The organism is Pseudoalteromonas sp. CR1 (genome assembly GCF_019392235.1).
Lineage (GTDB): Bacteria > Pseudomonadota > Gammaproteobacteria > Enterobacterales > Alteromonadaceae > Pseudoalteromonas.
On the sequence record NZ_JAHXRM010000005.1, the window covers coordinates 1 to 20,857 of the forward strand.

General features: G+C 38.2%; 18 protein-coding genes and 2 pseudogenes. 17 read left to right on the top strand and 3 right to left on the bottom strand.

The features are described 5' to 3' along the window. Positions 1 to 164 precede the first annotated feature (164 nt). Positions 165 to 752 carry a hypothetical protein gene (locus tag KZZ04_RS06175; RefSeq protein WP_219422165.1) on the top strand — a complete coding sequence of 196 codons (588 nt, stop codon included), beginning with the start codon at positions 165 to 167 and terminating at the stop codon, positions 750 to 752. A gap of 40 nt (positions 753 to 792) precedes the next feature. Here KZZ04_RS06175 and KZZ04_RS21190 read toward each other — a convergent pair. After that, positions 793 to 990 (bottom strand): annotated as a pseudogene (locus KZZ04_RS21190) (IS110 family transposase); the annotation flags it as partial. Between the two features lie 90 nt (positions 991 to 1,080). On the opposite strand from KZZ04_RS21190, the gene KZZ04_RS06180 reads away from it, so the two are divergent. The 11 genes and pseudogenes from KZZ04_RS06180 (at position 1,081) to KZZ04_RS06230 (ending at position 12,962) form a co-directional block, all read left to right on the top strand. Continuing rightward, a complete protein-coding gene (locus KZZ04_RS06180) occupies positions 1,081 to 2,055 on the top strand; it encodes a transposase (protein ID WP_219422166.1) in 975 nt (324 codons plus the stop codon). A gap of 201 nt (positions 2,056 to 2,256) precedes the next feature. Continuing rightward, a pseudogene (locus KZZ04_RS06185) lies at positions 2,257 to 2,625 on the top strand (hypothetical protein); the annotation flags it as partial. Positions 2,626 to 3,022: 397 nt separating this feature from the next. Beyond that, positions 3,023 to 3,370, top strand: coding sequence for a hypothetical protein (locus KZZ04_RS06190; RefSeq protein ID WP_219422167.1), 348 nt, complete (start codon positions 3,023 to 3,025; stop codon positions 3,368 to 3,370). Between the two features lie 108 nt (positions 3,371 to 3,478). Then, on the top strand, positions 3,479 to 3,778 hold the full coding sequence (locus KZZ04_RS06195; RefSeq protein WP_219422168.1) for a hypothetical protein: 300 nt from the start codon (positions 3,479 to 3,481) through the stop codon (positions 3,776 to 3,778). Between the two features lie 618 nt (positions 3,779 to 4,396). Further along, positions 4,397 to 4,819, top strand: coding sequence for a DUF4174 domain-containing protein (locus KZZ04_RS06200; protein ID WP_219422169.1), 423 nt, complete (start codon positions 4,397 to 4,399; stop codon positions 4,817 to 4,819). Between the two features lie 123 nt (positions 4,820 to 4,942). Beyond that, complete coding sequence (locus KZZ04_RS06205) at positions 4,943 to 5,899, top strand: ecdysteroid 22-kinase family protein (protein WP_219422170.1); 957 nt, start codon at positions 4,943 to 4,945, stop codon at positions 5,897 to 5,899. Between the two features lie 142 nt (positions 5,900 to 6,041). Beyond that, a complete protein-coding gene (upp, locus tag KZZ04_RS06210) occupies positions 6,042 to 6,671 on the top strand; it encodes a uracil phosphoribosyltransferase (RefSeq protein WP_219422171.1) in 630 nt (209 codons plus the stop codon). Positions 6,672 to 6,809: 138 nt separating this feature from the next. Next, on the top strand, positions 6,810 to 8,048 hold the full coding sequence (locus tag KZZ04_RS06215; RefSeq protein WP_219422172.1) for a uracil-xanthine permease family protein: 1,239 nt from the start codon (positions 6,810 to 6,812) through the stop codon (positions 8,046 to 8,048). Positions 8,049 to 8,192: 144 nt separating this feature from the next. Next, entirely contained in the window at positions 8,193 to 9,938 is a 1,746-nt protein-coding gene (locus tag KZZ04_RS06220) for an HAD-IIB family hydrolase (RefSeq protein WP_219422173.1), read from the top strand. Beyond that, complete coding sequence (locus KZZ04_RS06225; protein WP_138529048.1) at positions 9,931 to 11,151, top strand: glycosyl transferase; 1,221 nt, start codon at positions 9,931 to 9,933, stop codon at positions 11,149 to 11,151. Before KZZ04_RS06220 ends, KZZ04_RS06225 begins: the two co-directional genes overlap by 8 nt. Before the next feature lie 32 nt (positions 11,152 to 11,183). Then, complete coding sequence (locus KZZ04_RS06230; protein WP_219422174.1) at positions 11,184 to 12,962, top strand: sugar phosphorylase; 1,779 nt, start codon at positions 11,184 to 11,186, stop codon at positions 12,960 to 12,962. Between the two features lie 103 nt (positions 12,963 to 13,065). Here the strand turns inward: KZZ04_RS06230 and KZZ04_RS06235 are convergent, their stop codons facing one another. Beyond that, positions 13,066 to 15,915, bottom strand: a complete 2,850-nt coding sequence (locus KZZ04_RS06235) for a TonB-dependent receptor (protein ID WP_219422175.1) — start codon at positions 15,913 to 15,915, stop codon at positions 13,066 to 13,068. Between the two features lie 638 nt (positions 15,916 to 16,553). Here KZZ04_RS06235 and KZZ04_RS06240 point away from each other — a divergent pair. From KZZ04_RS06240 to KZZ04_RS06260, 5 genes are all read left to right on the top strand, one after another. After that, positions 16,554 to 16,943 carry a cytochrome b562 gene (locus KZZ04_RS06240; protein ID WP_219422176.1) on the top strand — a complete coding sequence of 130 codons (390 nt, stop codon included), beginning with the start codon at positions 16,554 to 16,556 and terminating at the stop codon, positions 16,941 to 16,943. A gap of 9 nt (positions 16,944 to 16,952) precedes the next feature. Continuing rightward, positions 16,953 to 17,339, top strand: coding sequence for an OsmC family protein (locus tag KZZ04_RS06245; RefSeq protein WP_219422177.1), 387 nt, complete (start codon positions 16,953 to 16,955; stop codon positions 17,337 to 17,339). A 329-nt stretch (positions 17,340 to 17,668) separates the two neighbouring features. Continuing rightward, positions 17,669 to 17,935: a hypothetical protein gene (locus KZZ04_RS06250; protein ID WP_058552375.1), complete on the top strand. Its 267-nt coding sequence runs from the start codon at positions 17,669 to 17,671 to the stop codon at positions 17,933 to 17,935. A gap of 132 nt (positions 17,936 to 18,067) precedes the next feature. Further along, positions 18,068 to 18,874 carry an alpha/beta fold hydrolase gene (locus KZZ04_RS06255; protein ID WP_219422178.1) on the top strand — a complete coding sequence of 269 codons (807 nt, stop codon included), beginning with the start codon at positions 18,068 to 18,070 and terminating at the stop codon, positions 18,872 to 18,874. 5 nt (positions 18,875 to 18,879) lie between these two features. Continuing rightward, positions 18,880 to 19,803, top strand: coding sequence for a diguanylate cyclase (locus tag KZZ04_RS06260; RefSeq protein WP_219422179.1), 924 nt, complete (start codon positions 18,880 to 18,882; stop codon positions 19,801 to 19,803). 8 nt (positions 19,804 to 19,811) lie between these two features. Here KZZ04_RS06260 and KZZ04_RS06265 read toward each other — a convergent pair whose 3' ends face one another. Next, positions 19,812 to 20,837: a metal-dependent hydrolase gene (locus tag KZZ04_RS06265; protein WP_219422180.1), complete on the bottom strand. Its 1,026-nt coding sequence runs from the start codon at positions 20,835 to 20,837 to the stop codon at positions 19,812 to 19,814. Positions 20,838 to 20,857 lie beyond the last annotated feature (20 nt).

The window sequence follows — 20,857 nt, forward strand, 5'->3', positions numbered from 1 at the left end:
CAGCCAAAGCTTGGGCCTCACATTACCCGAACTAGGTTAAAGTATTAATTAATTTATGGGTTTATTATCCATACAAGCTGTTAAACAAGGACAAAAAATAGTTGGTTTTGCTCCTTCGTCGCTAATTTTAACCAACTATTTTTTGCCTGTTAACAGGGCGTTATATGGCTAAGGAAAGTATGCGTAAAATTTTAGTTTTGATGGTGTTTTTAGTTTCTAGCTTAGTTCATGCCGACTCTGATCCTTGCGAATCAAATAGCTACCCAGTCAAATGGAAATCCGGTTTAAGCCATCCCATATCTTACGAGCTACCTGCAATTTACTATAAAACTAACAACTCAAAAGTTATTATCTCTGTTTCAAAAGCAAAGAGTTTTGTTGAAGGTAATATGGCGACTCAGAAACCTTATTTGAAAAATGCCAAAGAATACATAATTAATAGCTTGTCTGAATTACCAAAAAACAAACTTGTGGATCATTCAAACCTTTGGATTGCGACAGAAGGATTGCAAGGGCAAGAGTTAAATAAAGCAATTCATGTTATGGCGGGGTATCAAGGGTTATTCGAAGGTTTATTGTTAAACAATGAAGCATCGGTAAGTATTAATGAAAAATTAATTCCCTCATCTAATGCTGTGTATATGGTTGGTAAAGATCCAGCCCCTGTTCATGGTTTAGATTATGTTCATAAGCTAGTTGTATCAAACTCTAATAACATAGTATTTTCTAAATGTTGGCAAGACAGAAAGTAGCCATATAACAACACGCCCTGAGGTGGACGACTAGTAAAATTTAGCTATTAATTGCAAATTTTAAAAGTGGTGAGCCTCTGCGTTTCAATGCTGCTAAATACGTCGATTCATCGTAGGGTGTATTCGTTTTCCAACACCTAAATACAATCCTTATCCATTTAAATGCCAGTGATCTAATAATGCTGTTATGCGGCTTACCCTTGGCTTTTTGTTGCTCATAATGCAAAAACAAAGATTGCAAAAACAAAGATGACACCCATCCTAAAGTTTGTATTTTTCGTTTTTTTTACTAACTTTCAATTAGTGCAAAATATAATCAGGGTGTCACATGGCAATTGCAAGAAAGCGTCAAGTAAGTTTGGTTGATACAAAGTATTATCACTGTATTTCACGTTGCGTTCGACATGCTTTCTTGTGCGGTGAAGATCGTTTTACAGGTCAATCTTTTGAGCATCGCAGAGGGTGGGTTGAAGATAAGCTGCTTGAATTAGCAAAGGTATTTTGTATTGATGTATGTGCTTATGCAGTCATGAGTAACCACACCCACTTAGTCCTGTATGTAGATGATAAAAAAGCGGATCGGCTAAATGATAAAGCAATTGTTATTCGTTGGCACAAGCTATGTAAAGGCACCGCACTTACGCAAAAATACATACAAGGTGAGAAGTTAAGTAAAGCTGAGCTTATCTTTTTTAATCAAACAGTAAAACAATACCGTGAACGGCTAGCAAGTATCAGTTGGTTTATGCGGTTATTAAATGAAGATATTGCGCGTAAAGCGAATAAAGAAGATAACTGCACAGGGCGATTCTGGGAAGGCCGCTTCAAGTCACAAGCGCTACTTGATGAAGCAGCATTGGCAGCCTGTATGGCATACGTTGATTTAAACCCAATTAGGGCCAAAATGGCAAACACGCCAGAAGAGTCATCACATACGAGTGTGCAAACACGATTAGAAAGTGCAACAGAAGGCAAACAACCAAAAAAACTATTACGTTTTGCCGGAATACCACGTCAAATCATGCCAAAAGGGTTACCGTTTGAACTTAAAAGCTACCTTGAACTCGTTGAATTAACAGGACGTTGTATACGAGAAGGTAAACGCGGGTATATTGAAAGCACACATTTGCCCTTACTAGAAAGAGTAAATATCTCCCCAGAAAACTGGTTAAAACTGACCACGCAATTTACGCACGTATTTCACGGCGCAGTAGGCAGGGCAACCTCACAAGAAAGTTACTGTGAAAATCTACATAGAAAACGGCGAGCAAATATAGGTAACTGCGAAAAGCTACTGGCATAAAGTTTAAAGTCTTCAATAAAGAATTAAAACTGCAATCATGCAGTTATTTTCATGCGTGTAATTTAGGTTTAACAGTGATAAGCGCTCACTTAACGAACTATGTGCGGGTGATGATGTAAAAAGAGATAAGTTTTTAGCCAAAAAGAGTAAACTTAGTCGCACCGTTTTATTTACTCAATTAAAGTGGCTGTCTTGTTTATTACGAGTGTGCAAACACGATTAGAAAGTGCAACAGAAGGCAAACAACCAAAAAAACTATTACGTTTTGCCGGAATACCACGTCAAATCATGCCAAAAGGGTTACCGTTTGAACTTAAAAGCTACCTTGAACTCGTTGAATTAACAGGACGTTGTATACGAGAAGGTAAACGCGGGTATATTGAAAGCACACATTTGCCCTTACTAGAAAGAGTAAATATCTCCCCAGAAAACTGGTTAAAACTGACCACGCAATTTACGCACGTATTTCACGGCGCAGTAGGCAGGGCAACCTCACAAGAAAGTTACTGTGAAAATCTACATAGAAAACGGCGAGCAAATATAGGTAACTGCGAAAAGCTACTGGCATAAAGTTTAAAGTCTTCAATAAAGAATTAAAACTGCAATCATGCAGTTATTTTCATGCGTGTAATTTAGGTTTAACAGTGATAAGCGCTCACTTAACGAACTATGTGCGGGTGATGATGTAAAAAGAGATAAGTTTTTAGCCAAAAAGAGTAAACTTAGTCGCACCGTTTTATTTACTCAATTAAAGTGGCTGTCTTGTTTATTATTGGTCTTGTTTATTATTGGTTGCAGCCAAAGCTTGGGCCTCACATTACCCGAACTAGGTTAAAGTATTAATTAATTTATGGGTTTATTATCCATACAAGCCACTCAAGCAGGACAAATAACAGTTGGTTTTGTTCGCTTCGATCTCTATTATAACCAACTATCATTTGCCTCTTAGTGGGGCGTTAGGGTTGCTGTGAAAAAAATCATATTTCTGCTAATGATTTTAATTTCTCCCATAGTTTTTGGAGATGAGTATAAAGGAAGAGCTGAGTACATTGACTCTACTGAAGTCCCTTTTGCATGTCCTGCTGAGTCTATTTGTGTATTTCCATACTGGCATAGATACACAATCAAAGCCAAGTCGCAAAAGACAGGTGATTTTATTCAACTGATTGCTGCGCACAGACATACAGAAATACATGACTCAGATTACGAATGGATATTTAAATTGAAACCTTCAAAAGGGTTTGCAGAGAAACAATTTATACAAGCCGATTGGGTTATTTATGATTTGCAAGTTCTCGTAGAAGAGCAACCCTAACAAACTGTTTAAAGTGGACAAAATTACGTTGGCTTTGTTTCGCTCCGCTTCACATTTTAGCCAACATAATTTTGCCCATTAACAGGGCGTTAGGTATACAAGGAAGATATGCGTAAATATTCAAGTTGGGTAAATTATTTCATTTTAAGTTTAGGTTTAATTGCCTTTATTGTGACTATGTATGAGAGTTTTTATCCTCATGGTCAGGCATTCACATACTGCTTTACGCCACAATATTTTGGACCACACCCACAACAAAATTCTTTCACCATTATTATGGGTTTGATATCTCTAGTTTTATTGTCTTTTTCAGGTTATAAATTATTTGTAAAGTTACCTTCTTTACAAAAAGAAGAATCAGAGTTTAATGTCATGGCAGACAATAATGATTTAGGTCCGCTTTCGTGAAATGTATACCTAACAAGATAATTGGACTCCCAACCTCTACACTGAAGTAGAAATTATTTTTCGGAGTTCAATTATGAATAAGTTAAGAATTGGTGTCTATTTAGCTCATAAATTAATACAAGTTTGTAGTTCTACAAATAATAAAGTGCACTCAAATAAAGAGATGACACTGCAACAATTTAGTGAGTACTTGGTATCGCTTAGTCCTTCAACGATTATTTTTGAGGCCTGTGCGAGTGCTAATTATTGGCATCAATTTGCAACTTCACTTGGTCATAATTCCTTACTAATATCTGCGTGATTAGTTATGTTTCTTTGTCAAAGTCAAAAAACAGATAAAAATGATACTTTGGCTGTTTTACAATTTTCGCTGTTATCAGATGTTCACTTAATACTTCAAAATTTATTATTGAACAGCAAGCGCAATTAATGCTCAAATTGAGAGAACACAGAAATCAACATGGTACCCATTCTAAATTTTGCACTTTAAGCGGGTTAAAACAACAATCACAACCACACAAATATTTTACAGCTATAAACGCTAAAAAATAAAATAAGCAAAACTACAAGGTTAAACAGAGCGTATTTAATAATTAAATTCTAATTTTAGGTTATGCTATGAGACAACTCAGATACCTTTTTTTACTTGCACTTGGCTTGTTTTCAAACGCCAGTGAAAGTGCTCTATTGAATGATTTTTCCACTTTACGATGGGAAAACCGGCTGATCATCGTAAATCAACCAACAGATCCAGATTACGTATTAAGCCTTATGAAAAATCACTCAGAGGGCATTGTTGACCGGCATATAGTATGGTTTATTTTAAAAGACAGCGAGGCTTTAACTAACTACTCTGGCCAATTATCCGAGTCATTTATGTCGAATATTAAACAGCAGTACCGACTCAAAAAAAATACCGTTACTTTAATAGGAAAAGATGGAGGCATTAAATCTCAAGGAAGCACCGTTGATGTTAAAGCCCTCTTTTTGACCATAGACGCTATGTATATGCGACAACGAGAAATACAGCAAAAAAACTAAGATAGGTGTCATTTGAAAAAGAAAGCAATGAACCCATTAAACTGCATGGTTTTTATTAAGTACTTTCACCAATAATATCGTCTAATGTTAAACTACAAAAAAAATTAATAACCTAATACAGCTATGACATTTTACTTCCCTTTATTACAGCCTCACTTTAAACATATTGAAATAGGTGAAACACTTACTTCGCTGTGGAGCGGGTGTGGCAGTATTGTTGAGTGCAGGCTTGATAATGTACCTTGTGTTATTAAGGCGATTAAAATACCCAATCACATAAACCACCCTAAAATAAAACAAAGTAAGTTTGCACTAAAAAGAAAGCAGCAGTCTTACCATGTTGAGTATCATTTTTATAAGCTTTATAGCCATCATTTACCTAAAACAGCAAAGAGTATTGCATGTGTGAATGCTATTAATTTTGGCGATGAGTATGCGCTGGTATTTAAAAATTTTACTCAGTTTGGGTTTACTCAAGCCAGCTCATTACATATAAAGCCAATATTAAAGTGGCTTGCTCACTTCCATGCGTTTAATTTGAATAAGCAGCATGATGAATTATGGGGGCAGGGGTGTTATTGGCATTTAAATACTCGGCCAGATGAATTTAACGCGCTTATGTCAAACACTAATAACGAGTTTGATATAAAAGTAGTTGCTAAAAAATTAGCTTATCAGCTAAAACACGCTAAGTATAAAACGTTAATCCATGGCGATGCTAAACTGGCAAACTTTGCTGTTAATTCAAATAATGAGATACGTGGATACGACTTTCAGTACACAGGTGCTGGCGTTGGTATAGTCGATGTTATGTACTTTATGACGAGCTGCTTTAGCTGTGAAGAGCTATATGCTCATGCAGAAAACGAACTTGCATATTATTTCGATGAGCTAGAGCATGCGCTAGCTCTTCATCAACCAGATATACCTGTTCACGCAGTAACAAATGAATGGAAAGCGTTGTGGTCTGCCGCATGGGCTGATTTTTATCGTTTTTTAGCAGGGTGGAGTCCAGAGCATTATAAAATAAATAGTTATATGCATGAGCAAGTTGTTCGTTGGTTTAAAACAAATAACTAAATTTTAAGTATTGTGTTGTGCATAAATATCAAACAAACACATATATTTGCGCACAATGTATGAGAATTGCTTTAAAACTACAGGTCAAATGGTCATTTTTAATATAAAATATCGCTAATTATTGTCTAAGTAGGTTTTCATCATGGCTATTCACGTTATTACTCATCCACTTGTTCAACATAAATTAGGTTTAATGCGTGCTTTCGGCATTAGCACTAAAAGCTTTCGTGAGCTGTGCTCAGAAGTTGGCACATTATTAACGTACGAAGCAACGAAAAATATTCCCCTTGAAGACAATGAAATAACCAGTTGGGACGGTAACAAACTTAACGTACAACATATTAAAGGCAAAAAAATTACGGTGGTTCCTATCTTACGTGCAGGTTTAGGTATGATGGATGGTGTTATGCAGTTGTTGCCTGCGGCTAAAGTGAGTGTAGTTGGCCTTCAACGCAACGAAGAAACGCTTGAGCCAATTCCTTATTTTGAGAAGCTGGTAGAGAATATTGAACAGCGCCTTAGCTTAGTTATTGATCCTATGCTTGCAACGGGTGGCTCGATGGTTGCCACAATCGACATGTTAAAAAAAGCAGGCTGTAAAGAAATTAAAGTGATTGTATTAGTTGCAGCCCCTGAAGGGGTAGAAAAAACCTTAGCAGCTCACCCTGATGTAGAAATATTTACCGCAGCGGTAGACAGCCATTTAAATGAAAAAGGTTATATAGTGCCTGGTTTAGGTGACGCAGGTGATAAAATATTTGGCACGGTATAGTCGCTATTGATAAGCGTTAATCGTTTTTGTGTTATAGGCAACGCAATTATAAAAGAGGCTTTCTGAGGAAGGCCTTTTTCGTGTTTGTTTACTAACTTTATAACGGCAAAAAGCAAAAATTAAATTTAGGAGTGTGTAGTGAAAGGTAACGCAACGTTTTCAATTAAAACAATTTTAACTGGCGCACAAATGCTATTTGTTGCATTTGGTGCGTTGGTATTGGTACCGCTATTAACAGGGCTCGATCCAAGTGTTGCACTTTTTACGGCAGGTGTAGGCACATTACTATTTCAATTGGTGACTAAAGGGAAGGTGCCTATATTTTTAGCTTCCTCGTTTGCGTTTATAGCACCCATTATTGCTGGTGTACAAATGTGGGGCGTACCCGCTACGATGGGCGGGTTAATGGCCGCCGGCGTAGCTTATATGTTATTAAGTTTACTCGTTAAATTTAAAGGTGTTGCTACACTTCACAAAATTTTACCTCCGGTTGTTGTTGGCCCCGTTATTATGGTGATAGGTTTAGCGCTTGCGCCTGTTGCGGTTAATATGGCGATGGGCAAAACAGGTGATGGCAGTGTTCAGTTAATTGATTACAACAGTGCTATTTTAATTTCCATGTTTTCACTTGTGGTTACGCTTATTTTTGCAGTGTGGGGCAAAGGAGTATTTAAGTTAATTCCCATATTAGCAGGCGTAATATCAGGTTATGGACTATCGCTTGTGCTGGGTGTAGTAGAGTTTGCAGCTGTAACCAATGCACACTGGTTTGCTGTACCTAACTTTACTTTACCAGAGTTTAAATGGCAGGCTATTTTGTTTATGGTGCCTGTGGCTATTGCGCCAGCTATTGAGCACATTGGCGATATGATGGCGATAAGCCAAGTGACTAAAAAAGACTTTTTAAAAAAGCCAGGTTTGCACCGTACTTTGTTTGGTGATGGGTTAGCAACGTCTGCAGCGTCGTTGTTTGGAGGCCCGCCAAACACCACTTATTCAGAGGTGACTGGTGCGGTTATGCTGACTAAAAACTTTAATCCCAAAGTAATGATGTGGACCGCTATTATTGCGATTGCTCTGGCGTTTATTGCAAAAATGGGAGCTGGATTACAAACCATACCGGTTCCAGTTATGGGGGGGATTATGATTTTGTTATTTGGCTCGATTGCGGTCGTTGGATTAAACACCTTGGTTAAGTCGGGCGATGATTTAACAGCCCCTCGTAACCTAGCTATTGTTGCCCTTATTTTAGTATGTGGCATAGGTGGTATGCACATAGGTAGCAGTCAATTTAGTTTAGAGGGGGTTAGCTTGTGTGCCGTTTTAGGTATAGTGCTTAATTTAGTGCTCCCCAAAGTAGAGCAAAACGCTGCATAACTTTGCACATTAGTTAAAATATTTGCACCAAATTGGCGCGTTTAAAACGTGCCTTTTTTATAACCTATTAAAAAGGTTATAAAAATAATGTTGGTCTAGTCCCTGCATTTAGTACTCTGAACACTATGTATTTAAGGAGTTACTATGTCAGAGGCCAATATTGTGGATATAACCCCGTTTTTAGCAAAGCATCAACTGCCTTTAAAGTACCAATATTTAAGTGAGCAGTACTTTGTACCCCTTGCACATGACATTCTCGAATCAAAAAAATCATCAACTCCTCTTTTTGTTGGCATTAATGGTTGTCAAGGCTCAGGCAAAACAACCTTAGCTGACTTTTTAGTTACTTGGTTTAGTAACAACACCTCATTAAACACGATTGCGTTATCGATTGACGACTTTTACCTAGGTAAAGAAAGCCGCAAACAACTAGCCGAAGATGTGCATCCATTGTTTGTAACACGTGGTGTACCGGGCACGCATGACACCGAGCTAATGAACACAACAATAACTAAGCTATTAGCTGGTGAGGTAGGGGTTGCATTACCGCGTTTTAATAAACATCAAGATGATTGCGTTGCAAAGCAAGATTGGGTAGCAACCACGGCCCCTATTGATATTGTGATTTTAGAAGGGTGGTGCGTAGGTAGCGAGCCTCAGCCGCTATTTTCTCTCAGTGAGCCACTTAATGAATTAGAGCAATTAAATGACAAAGAAGGTGTGTGGCGTCGGTGTATAAATAGCTGCCTCGCAAACGAATATAAATCTATTTTTAATAAAATAGATTATAAAGTCATGCTAAAAGCACCTAGCTTTTCTGATGTTTTTACGTGGCGAAAAGAGCAAGAACAAAAGCTAATAGCTAAAAATGGTGTTGGTGCTGGCACCATGACCGATGAACAATTAGTTTATTTTATTTCTCACTTTGAGCGCATAACTCGTGAAAACTTAAACACATTGAGTCGCAAAGCTAACGCATTGATTGAACTTGACAGCAATCGCGACATAGCAAGCATGCACCTAACAAGTGACGATACGTTACAGCCTATTATTTTTACTGATTTAGACGGTACTTTACTCGATCATACCGATTACAACACAAGTAATGTGAGCGAATTACTTCAGCAGTTACAAAGTGCACACATTCCCGTGGTATTTAACACCAGCAAAACATTTTGCGAAGTGGTTGAAATAAAAAATGAGTTAAATATTCAGCAGCCTTTTATTGTAGAAAATGGCGCCGCGGTATTTATTCCGCAAAGCTACTTTGAGCTTAAGCCAATAGGCTGTAAAGAAGTGGCAGGTTATTGGTGTTACGCATTAGCGTCGCCATTATCAAGCTTGTTGAGTGATTTAGACACATTAGATGCGCAATACAAAGCACATTATAAATTATTTAGTGAGCTAAGTAGTGAGCAGATAAGTGAGCTTACAGGTTTAAACAACGCGCAGGCTAGGCGAGCTCAAACCCGTGATTATTCAGACCCTTTATATTGGTATGGTAGTGATGAGTTGCTGAACACTTTTGTAAGTGATGTAACGACATTAGGCTACGACATAAAAATAGGGGGCCGATTTATTCATATTGCTAAAAATACAGATAAAAGCGCTGCTCAGCAGTGGTTAGTTAAACAATTTACCCAACATTTTAGAAAGCCTCTCACAGTAATTGCACTCGGTGATAGTGACAACGATAAGCAAATGTTAGAACACGCTGATATCGCCATCATCATCAATAATCCAAGCAGTAAAAAGCCGGTTAAATTATCACATAACAAGGCACGTTATTCTCAATCGCCCGCGCCGCAAGGCTGGATTGAAGAAATAACGATACTGCCAAGCATTAGCAGCATTTTAAATACTATTGAGGAGCAAAAATCACATGGCTGATTTTTATCAAAATGGCATTATTACGACTTTGCATAACATTGCAGACAGACCCATTGAAGCGCTGGAAGAAGAGCTAGTAGGCTTTAGTAAACAGCGCCCTATGGGATTAATACTTCCTTCTTTATTTAGCGAATTGGAAGGCCCCGCACTTCAAAATATAATAAAAGAATTAAGAGAAGTGCCGTACTTATCACAAATAACAATTGGTTTAGATCGGGCCGATGAGCAACAGTACCGCCACGCACTCGGCTTTTTTAAAGAGCTAAATCAAAATCATAAAGTGTTGTGGAACGATGGCCCGCGCTTGCAAGCACTTGACAAAGAGCTTCAAGAATTAGGCGTTGCTCCACGTGAACTCGGTAAAGGGCGTAACGTTTGGTATTGCATGGGCTATAAGCTTGCAACCGCTGAGGTTGAGTCTATTGCACTTCATGACTGCGATATTTTAACCTACGACAGAAGCTTACTTGCGCGTCTTATTTATCCGGTTGCACACCCGCGCTTTAACTACGAGTTTTGTAAAGGGTTTTACCCGCGTACAGCCAACGGCAAAATTAATGGCCGTGTATCGCGTTTATTAGTGACGCCTTTGTTACGTTCGTTTAAAACAATTTTAGGTAATACAGACTACCTTGAATATATGGATTCGTTTAGGTACCCATTAGCGGGTGAGTTTTCGTTTAGGCGTGATGTATTAAACGATATTCGTATACCAAGTGACTGGGGTCTTGAAATAGGCGTATTGAGTGAAATGTATCGAAACTATTCGCATAACCGTTTGTGCCAAGTAGATATTGCCGACAATTACGATCATAAGCACCAGGCGTTGTCGCTTGACGACCAAAGCGCTGGCTTGTCTAAAATGTCGATTGATATTACTAAAGCATTATTTAGAAAGCTCGCTACGCAAGGGGTAACGTTTACCAGCGAGACAATTCGTTCATTAAAAGCAACGTACTACCGCATTGGCTTAGATTTTATAGAAACTTACCACAACGATGCGCTTATGAATGGTTTAACACTGGATGTTCACCAAGAAGAAAAAGCTGTTGAAATGTTTGCACAAAACATTATGGAAGCAGGCCAACACTTTTTAGATAATCCAATGGAAGCGCCATTTGTGCCAAGTTGGAACCGTGTCGTGTCGGCTATGCCAGATGTATTTGAACGTTTAAAAGAAGCGGTAGAACTCGATAACGAAGAATATAGCTAAGTTAAAATAATAAACGGTTAAAGGAGTCGCGTGTGAGTACAGTGAATGAATTATTTTTACAGCGAGTAGAGCAGCATCTACACATTATTTATCAAGATGTTGAGCTGCCATTGTCGATACCAGAGTTTGCACAGCAACTGATAAAAATTATTTTAGGTGACAGTCCTCTTCGCGACCCAACACCCCACACAAACCGGTGGGATGAGCAAGATATTGTACTTATTGCGTATGGTGATTCGATTATCAAACACGATGACGCTGAGTTTGCAGTGTCAAATCCAATTGAAGCGCCGCTTAAAACATTGCACCGATTTATAAAAGAGCAGTGCGATATGCAAATTAACGCTCTGCATATTTTACCTTTTTATCCGTATAGCTCAGACGAAGGCTTTGCGGTAATGAACTACGTGCAAGTAAATGAGTCGTTAGGCGATTGGGAAGATATCAAAAGCATTGCTAAAGATGTAAAGCTAATGGCTGATTTAGTTATTAACCATTGCTCGAGCCGAAGTGTGTGGTTTGAAAACTTTTTAAACGATTTGCATCCCGGCAAAGATTACTTTAAAACGGCAAGCTTAAGCGACGATTTAAGCCAAGTTGTTCGTCCACGCACGTCTCCTTTACTCAATACTGTCACAACACCTAGTGGTGAAAAGCATGTATGGTGCACATTTAGCCATGATCAGGTTGATTTTGATTTTGCTAACCCTGAGGTGTTAAAAGAGTTTGTAGGTATTATCCGTCATTATTTAGACAATGGCGTGCGACTTTTTAGGCTCGATGCTGTGGCATTTTTATGGAAACAACTTAATACAAGTTGTATTAACTTGCCTCAAACCCATGAAGCTGTCAGGCTAATGCGCACGCTCATTGAGCATGTAGAGCCAAGCGTGGTGATCATCACTGAAACTAATATTCCAAACCAAGAAAACCTATCTTATTTTGGTAATGCCAATGAAGCGCATGCCATTTATAACTTTGCTTTACCTCCGTTACTGCTGCATACCTTATTAAGTGGCGATAGTACGGCACTTAAGCATTGGATGATGAGTATGCCACCGGCTCAAAACGGTACCGCATACTTTAACTTTATTGCATCGCATGATGGTATAGGGCTTAGGCCAATTGAAGGATTGTTGCAGCCAACAGAGGTGGCGTCATTGGTAAGTACGACCATGCAGTTTGGTGGTCGGGTTTCAATGCGAACCAGTAATGATGGTACTCACACACCGTATGAGCTAAATATTGCATTATTTGATGCAATGCAGGGGACGCATAATGGCCCAGATAAATTTGGCTTTGAGCGTTTTATGTGCGCACATGCGATTATGTTTGCGCTTGAGGGAATACCGGGCTTATACATTCATAGTTTACTTGCCACAACTAATGATTATGAACGTTTTGAAAACTCGCAACACAATAGGGCAATTAACCGCCACCGTTGGCAAGAGTCAAAACTATTAGCCGCAATTGGCGAAAAATACAGCCACCACCACAAAGTGTTTTCCGGAATTAAAAACTTGTTAGGTGTACGAAAAAAACAAAGTGCCTTTCACCCTAATGCCACTCAGTTTACGTTGCATCTTTCTGGAGGATTATTTGGCTTTTGGCGCCAGAGTATAGACCGCAGGCAAAGTATTTTTTGTGTATTTAATATTAGCGATAAACCGCAAACGCTTTTATTGGCTGATTTAAATTTAATTAATACTCAGCAGTGGTTTGACTTAGTGTCAGGAAAAACAATAGAGGAAGGGCAGTTAACGATTGAGCTTGAACCGTATCAATGTGTTTGGCTAAGTAATATAGAATAAGGTGAAATAATACCAATCCTCAAAATTGATCACTTAATGAAGTGGATTGATATAAAAGGCTCGCACTGCGAGCCTTTAATTTAATTATTAACGTTGTTAATAATTATAAGCTGTAGCTTAAGTTTATGTAGCCAAAGCGGCCAATGTTGTCGTAACTTGCGCTACCAGCGCTTGTCCCGCGTGAACCGTACGGAAGTTTACGGTTAAATAGGTTATCGACACCTACTTTAACGCCTAAGCCGCTATCGAAGTTATAACCCACAGTCATATCAGTAATAAAGTATTTACCGTAAGACATTTGGTTACTAGGGTTAGAGTTACTTGCAAGCTCAACATTTGTGTAAAAATCGACTTCACTTAAGAAACGAGTTTCAACTGTTGAGAAAAAATTATCCATAACGTAGCTTACAGATAGGTTGGTTTGCCATTTAGCTTCACCGGTTGTACCTGCATATTCGATATATGAACTTGGATCGTCTTGGAAAGGGAAGTCTTTACGTTCAATAAGGTAAGTTCCTACTAAACGCGTTTTGAAGCTACCTTCAAGCGCATCAAAATCGTAACCTAGTTCAAAATCAACACCAGACGCTTTTTGACCCGCCACGTTTAATACAGAGTTTTGGATTAACGAAATTTCGCTGTTTGTATCGCGCGTAATTAAATTACAGTACTGGTTATTGATGCCGGTAGTACTGTCTACACAGCGGTCAAGAATATCTTGCGCGCTGATTGTATCAATGGCGTCTTCAAGGTCAATTTCCCAGTAGTCAATAGTCAGTACAGCATTGTCTAAAAATTCAGGTTGGTAAACAATACCTACCGTTGTGCTTGTAGACTCTTCACCTTTAACATCACGGTTACCGCTTGTTAAGCCATCTAGAGAGGCCGAGTCGTAACCTGAGTTAAAGTCACTCGCTACACCTAACGCTGCACAGTTTGCAGTGCGTGTTGCTGCATTTGATAAATTAGCTATGTTTTCTGCACGACATGGGTCGTCAACCGTGTAGAAAGTCTGGCTAGGTGCGCCAAAAACCTCACCAATATTCGGTGCTCTAAGGGCCGCAGATTGCGTTACACGCACGCGTAACTCGTCGTTTACCGTCCAATCTAAACCAAGCTTCCAGCTAGTTGCATCGCCAATGGTGCTGTAATCAGCATGACGTACAGCGGTATCAAATACTAAGTCTTGAATAAGCGGTAAATCTGTTAAAATAGGCATACTCGCTTCAAAAAATACTTCGCGAACATTAAACGAGCCTTTATCTTCGCCTAAAGCATTAAAGAAGGTACCTTCTGCGTTATCTGGCTCTTTTGTTTCGCTTTCTTCTTTACGGTACTCAGCACCAAATGCAACACCTACATATCCTGCTGGTAATTCAAAAATAGCACCGTTAGCAAGCGAGCCAGAAACCACGGTTTGCTTAATAGTTGATGTGCCAACTGATACCGTATTTATGTAATCAATAGCTTGCTGAGAAGGCGCGCCAAAACCCATAATATTTACAGGTACACAGCCATCAGCTTGTGCAGCCGCACTACGACACACAACATTGCCATCTGCATCTTCAACGGCATCTAGGGCGTTAAAGTAGTTGGCTAAAATCATGTTTGCGCCATTTTCACGCTCTAAATCTGTTTGACCGTAAACAACAGAGGTATCTAATTCCCAGTCTTCAAACACTGTACCTTTTAAGCCAGTAACAAAACGTGTTGTTTCACGGGTATTGTTTTCAACGCGGCGGCCTAGGTCGCTCATCATGCGGTTAACCATGATTGAATCAACGCCTTCTTCTTTCATACGGGCTTTGATACTTGGGTCTAGGTATGGGTTGTCAATTTTAATGCTGTTGTCGCTATCAAAAAAGAAAAACGCTGGTTGGCCAATGCTTTCGCCTTGGCTGTTGACGTATTTTGCATCAAAGTAAACGTTTAAGTCGTCGGTCACATCGTAGTTAACTTTAAAGTTTACGTTGTAACGCTCAAACTCAGGCTGTATTTCTTCAAATTGACCTAAGTTAAAAAAGTCACAGTTTGCACATGAATATAAATCTGCGTTATTACCTACGTATAAGTTGCGCGCGCTGCTATCAGGGTTAAAGCTATTAATATACTTAGTTGGATCTTCAAGTGCATAAACACCAGCATCATTGATAGCGAAATAACCCGCATTAGGTGTTAAAATATCGTCTGGGAAGTCCGCGCTATTTTTGTTCTCATCCGTTTGGGCTTGATTAGGTAAGTTACTGAACGAAGTGCTAGTCCACGGGTGGTCAAGGGCATTCAACGAATCTTGGCCAGAGTACTCAATAGCAAAAGCGGCATTACCACGGTCGTTATCAAAGTTAGAGCCGTAAGAAAACGTTGCTTTTTTGTTGTTGTAACTATTTAAATCGGCAAAACCACGTGTAACACTAAAGTCCATGCCTTCAATGTTGTCTTTTAAAATAAAGTTTACTACACCCGTTACAGCATCAGCACCATATACGGCAGATGCGCCACCAGTAATAATTTCAACGCGCTCAATCCATACACTTGGTATTGTATTGGTATCAACAGATTGTGAACCCGCAGAACTTGATACGTGGCGCTTACCGTTTACAAGTACAAGTGTACGGTCTGTCCCCATATTACGTAAATCAAGAATGTTTAAACCTGCAGTACCTATAAAGCGACCAGAATTAGCCATTGAGTAAGTACTACCCAGTGCAGGGAGGTTGTTTAATGCTTCACCAATATTAACGGCGCCACTATTTACTAGTTGATCGCCAGTAATTACTGTTACGGGAGCCGGTGCAATAGCACCTTCACGTAATATGCGAGAGCCTGTTACTTCAACACGCTCTATTTTTTTTGCTATCTGCTCTTCTTGAGCGAATACTGTGCTACTCGCTGTTGCAGCAGCGGTTAGTAGTGCACATTTTATGCTGTTAGAAATTAAAGAATAATGTTTCATGTGTTCCCTGGTGGGTTTTTGTTTTAAAAATGTTTATCAACGCTGCTATTAACAGACAACGTTGTTATCACATTTAGCTAAAGAATTATCGATTATTACATGCTAATAAATAAGAATAAACCCTCTGCAGGCCTTGCTATTGTTGGCTTTGTTTGTTCGATTAATTTTGTTTATGTTGTTTTATTTTGTAAATTTTGTTTAAGTTTTGCTGATAAATAGATCGCTATTTACTATTTTATTTACCTTCTTTAGTTATGCTATTTACATTGGGTGAGTAAAATTAAATTTAACGTCGTATTTTTGATCTTTTTGTTGTTTATTTCGGCTGGTGGATGCGAGAGTAAATTTTAGTAATGGCTTCTGTTTTAGCTTACTAAACAAGCTTAAATGTAAAATAAATGTGTGCTTTTGATTGTTTGGTGACCATGTTTTTTAGCGGCGCTATTCAAAAAAATTTTCAGGTTGAGTAAATTTCATTATCCAGTGACTTAAATGATGCTTATTTGTTGTGATAGTGTGCTAATTTATTTTTTACTAATTAAATGTAAACCCCCTTTACAGTATTAAGTCGTTGTTGCTTCGTTACTTTAAACTCTTTACTTGATACAATTAACAGACTTAAAAATATAGGGTTTTTCATGAAATATTGTTACTTCGTTATTATTATATTATTGAGCACATTAAGTAATGCAAGCGAGCCTGTAGACCTAGAGTTAAATATGAAAAACACGGGTCTTGCATATAAAAAGGCAGTGCAAGCTACTCAGCTTACAGATTTTAATGCAGCAATTGACGAGTTTATTAACCTGGTTGAAGTAAGTAAAACAGCCAAGTTTTATCAAGAACCTGAAAAATCTGTGCAAGGTCTTGATAAAGTGCTCTCTCAGGCAAAGCTTGCTAAAAAAGTGGCAAACGAACAAGGCTTAGCAGCAGCGAAAGTACCACTAAAAAGTATTGATAATCTACGTAAAAAGTATCACAAACTACATGAGCCTCCCGGCTTTTTTGAATTATTGTTTGGAAAGTAAGGAACAATTATGGAAATTTCAGTTTCATTATTAGATGGCCAAAAGCAAAGCGCAAAATTTGGTGATTTAGAAGTAATTAGCGATCAAAGTATTGCTGCCGGTGGTGGTGCAGAGCACCCAGAACCATTTGATTATTTTTTAGTAAGCATGGTGTTGTGCGCCGGGTTTTATGCCCGCAAATTTTGTGAGCAACGTGATATTTCTACAGAGGGAATGACACTTACACAAAGTAATGAAAACGTAGATGAGAACGGTAAAAAACTATTTTCTATCGAAATTAACTTACCTGATGGTTTTCCTCAAAAGTACAAAAAAGCACTTATTGCAGCAGTGAATACGTGTACGGTAAAAAAAGTAATTCAAGCCGTGCCTGAGTTTTCTGTCGTAGTAAAATAAAGTGTTAACAGGTAGCACTCAAAGTGTTGCCTGTTTTATTAAAAATTTACCTCTTGCGCTTATGGTTCAAAAGTTAGCAAATTTACCAATGCCTTTATTACAAATCCTCGCGCCATAGCCATTTCTTATTGTGTTTCTAGTTTGGTGATTACTCGTAATATCTGCTATTTCTTGCTTTAAACAGTAAATTTGTTGACTATTTAAACAAACAAATCAAAAAATAATCACTTAGATCAAAAATACTGGCTATTCATTTTTAGGCTGTTATAACTATAAATAATATAATAAAAATAGTTATACAATATATACAGTAGATACTGAGGTAATTTATGAGCGACGCGATACAACAAGAACAAATAGATCAAGGGGTAATGGAAACCCTAAGAGAGCGCGACCATAGTGCCCTAGCACAGCAAGTTAACCATCTTGCATGCAACCACAACGATATTATTGAGTTGCTGGCTCACTATATGGCGTTGAGTGAGCAAGATAATGACGAATTATTTGATGATTGGTACGATAATTTGTCAAAAGAACAACTCACAGTCCTAAAAGTTTTTGAGGTATACAGAGGCCAATACGAACACCAAAATTAATTCTGTACTATTGTAAGTATGTTTAAAAGTATTTTATATGGCTGCTAATTTAGTTAAAAGTGAATACAAATTAACTTTTAATAGCTTAGCGACAACATTGATTAGTTACTTGTGATAAAGGCGTACTTTAACGTGCTAAATTCAGAAACAATAAAATCTAGAAATAACGTAAAAATAATTGGTAGCGGCCCTAAAACATTATTATTCGGACATGGTTTTGGTTGTGACCAAAACATGTGGCGTTTTTTAACCCCTTATTTAGAGACGCAATTTAGGATTGTGCTTTTCGATTATGTGGGGTCAGGTAATTCGGATATATCTCACTACGACAAACAGCGATACAAGAAACTAGAAGGTTATGCATTAGATGTTATAGAAGTATGTACTGCTTTGGAATTATCTAATGTTGTATTTGTTGGTCACTCTGTCAGTGGTATGATTGGTGCCTTGGCTGCTTTTGAAAGGCCTGATTTAATTAGTAAGTTAATTATGGTATGCCCCTCGCCTTGCTTTTTAAATTTCCCGCCAGATTACCAAGGTGGCTTTGATAAAGAAGACTTGCAAGAATTATTAAGCTTAATGGATAAAAATTATATCGGTTGGGCTGATTACCTTGCCCCTTTAGTTGTAGGTAATGCTAACTCGGCTGAGTTGATTGGCGAGCTTTCAGGTAGTTTTTGTTCTACCGATCCTGTTATAGCCAAAAATTTTGCAGAGGCTACTTTTTTTTCTGACTATCGTTTTCTATTAAAGAAAATAAAACAACCCACACTAATTTTGCAAAGCCAAGATGATGCTTTAGCGGATGTATCTGTTGGTGAGTACGTCAAACAAGAGATAGAAACCAGCTCGCTCATTGTTATAACCGCCCAAGGTCATTGTTTACAAATGACTCATCCCGAGATTGTAAGTGAATCTATTATTAATTACATACAGTAATTGGTGTGAGAAAATTCAACCCAAATAATGTAACACCAACAACTTATTCAGTTGACTGCTTTCTATGCGGTGCTTTAATAACTGACTCTGAAAATACAATTGTTTACGTAAACAACTATTTTGAAAGCCACTTACTTTGGAAGCCGGACGAGTTAGTGGGTCAAAATATAAATAAAATTTTGACAAAATCGTCAAGAATTTTTTTTCAAAGCTACCTTATTCCCACCGTACTTCATGAGAAAAAGTCTGAAGAAATGCAGTTGATAATTTTTAATGGGCAAGGGCGAAAAACCCCGATGACTATTAACGCGCAGATAAATGAAGAGGGATTGGTGTTCTGGAGTTTGTTTAATGCAACTAAGCAAGACCAGCTTTACGATGAGTTGATAAAAACACGAGAAAAGTTAGAAGAGCAAGCTGAAAAACTAAAGTCTTTAGCAGCAACCGATGAGCTAACAGGCTTATTAAACAGAAGAGAAATGAATTACCGAAGTGGGTTGTTATTGGACCAATCGTTAAGGTCAAAGCAAACAATTGCGTTACTTGTTATAGATATAGATGACTTTAAAATAATTAACGATACTTTTGGTCATTTAGAAGGTGACCGAGTTTTAAAAGAGCTTGGGCAAGTACTTAAAAACTTTGGTCGTCAAACAGATTTAATCTCGCGCTATGGCGGGGAAGAGTTTTTAATAATGCTCCCCGACACTGATAAAAAAGGTGCTGTGCTATTTTGTAATAGGCTGCATACACTTATTGCTACGGTTTTAGTGAATGACAACCCTGTTACTGTGAGTATTGGTTTGACTATAAGTAACAATACTAAGTCATTCCTTGATTTATTTACACAAGCCGATAATGCAGTGTATGAAGCCAAAGCACGTGGTAAAAATAGAACGCAGCTATATGGCGACAAGGGTCACCTTTAATAGCTACTTTAGTTGTCGCACGTATTCTTAATAAGTGAATTGCTGGGTTGCCAAATCCGATCCCATATTTTATCAATATCATTAAAGCTCGGTCTTTGGCTAAACTTTTCAAAACTAGCAACACTTACTCCGTTTGAGTTTATTTCACCCACTTTAAAATTAAAGACATACTGGCATTCCATCCCCATACGCAAATCCGAAAGCACCACGTTATTTTGTTGTTCATGTACTGAATAAAACCCTTTGGTAAACCATTGCAATCGTTTTACTCCCCATTCATTTTTAATGTCATTTAATAACGCAGGGGTTGTGTTGTAAGCGTGTAAAGTGACTTCACTTGGTTTATCGAATACAGATGCATAGCCTTCATAATATTGCCCATCAGACATAGCAACAAAACGCCACAGTAATGTAGTAAGTGGGGCTGGCGTACTTATATAACGATCAACTGCTATATTTTGTGCACTAAGTGCAGTTTGTGCTTTACCGTCAATTATGACTTTTAAAATGAGTGATGAGCATAAATACAGTGAGCTTATTCCAAGCGCGATACTATTTATTTTGTAAGCGGTGTGTGATGATACTTTAGGAAATAACGTGCACACCACCCCTAACAGTAATGGAAGTGTATAGAGGGGGTCTATAATAAACATATTTGATAACGCAAACGGATGCTCGGTAAATGGCCACATTAGTTGCGTACCATATACCGTAAAACTATCCAGTAATGCGTGAGTTGATAAACACAAAAACACCAACCAAAACCATCTCATTTTATAGGTTTGCATGCCGGTATGTATTTTTAAGATAAGCCACACAATAAGTGGACTTATTAACAAGTGAATAAAAAAAGAGTGGCTAAAACCTCGATGATAAGTGAATGACTCTACATGCCCGCCATAAGGCAAAAACACATCTAAATCAGGTAAGGTACCAAGAGCCGCGCCCCACAACACGGCTTTATGGCCAATTTTATTTCCCAGAACGGCGTAGCCCACAGCGCTGCCTAACACCACCTGCGTTAACGAGTCCATATTATTCCTTATTGTTTATG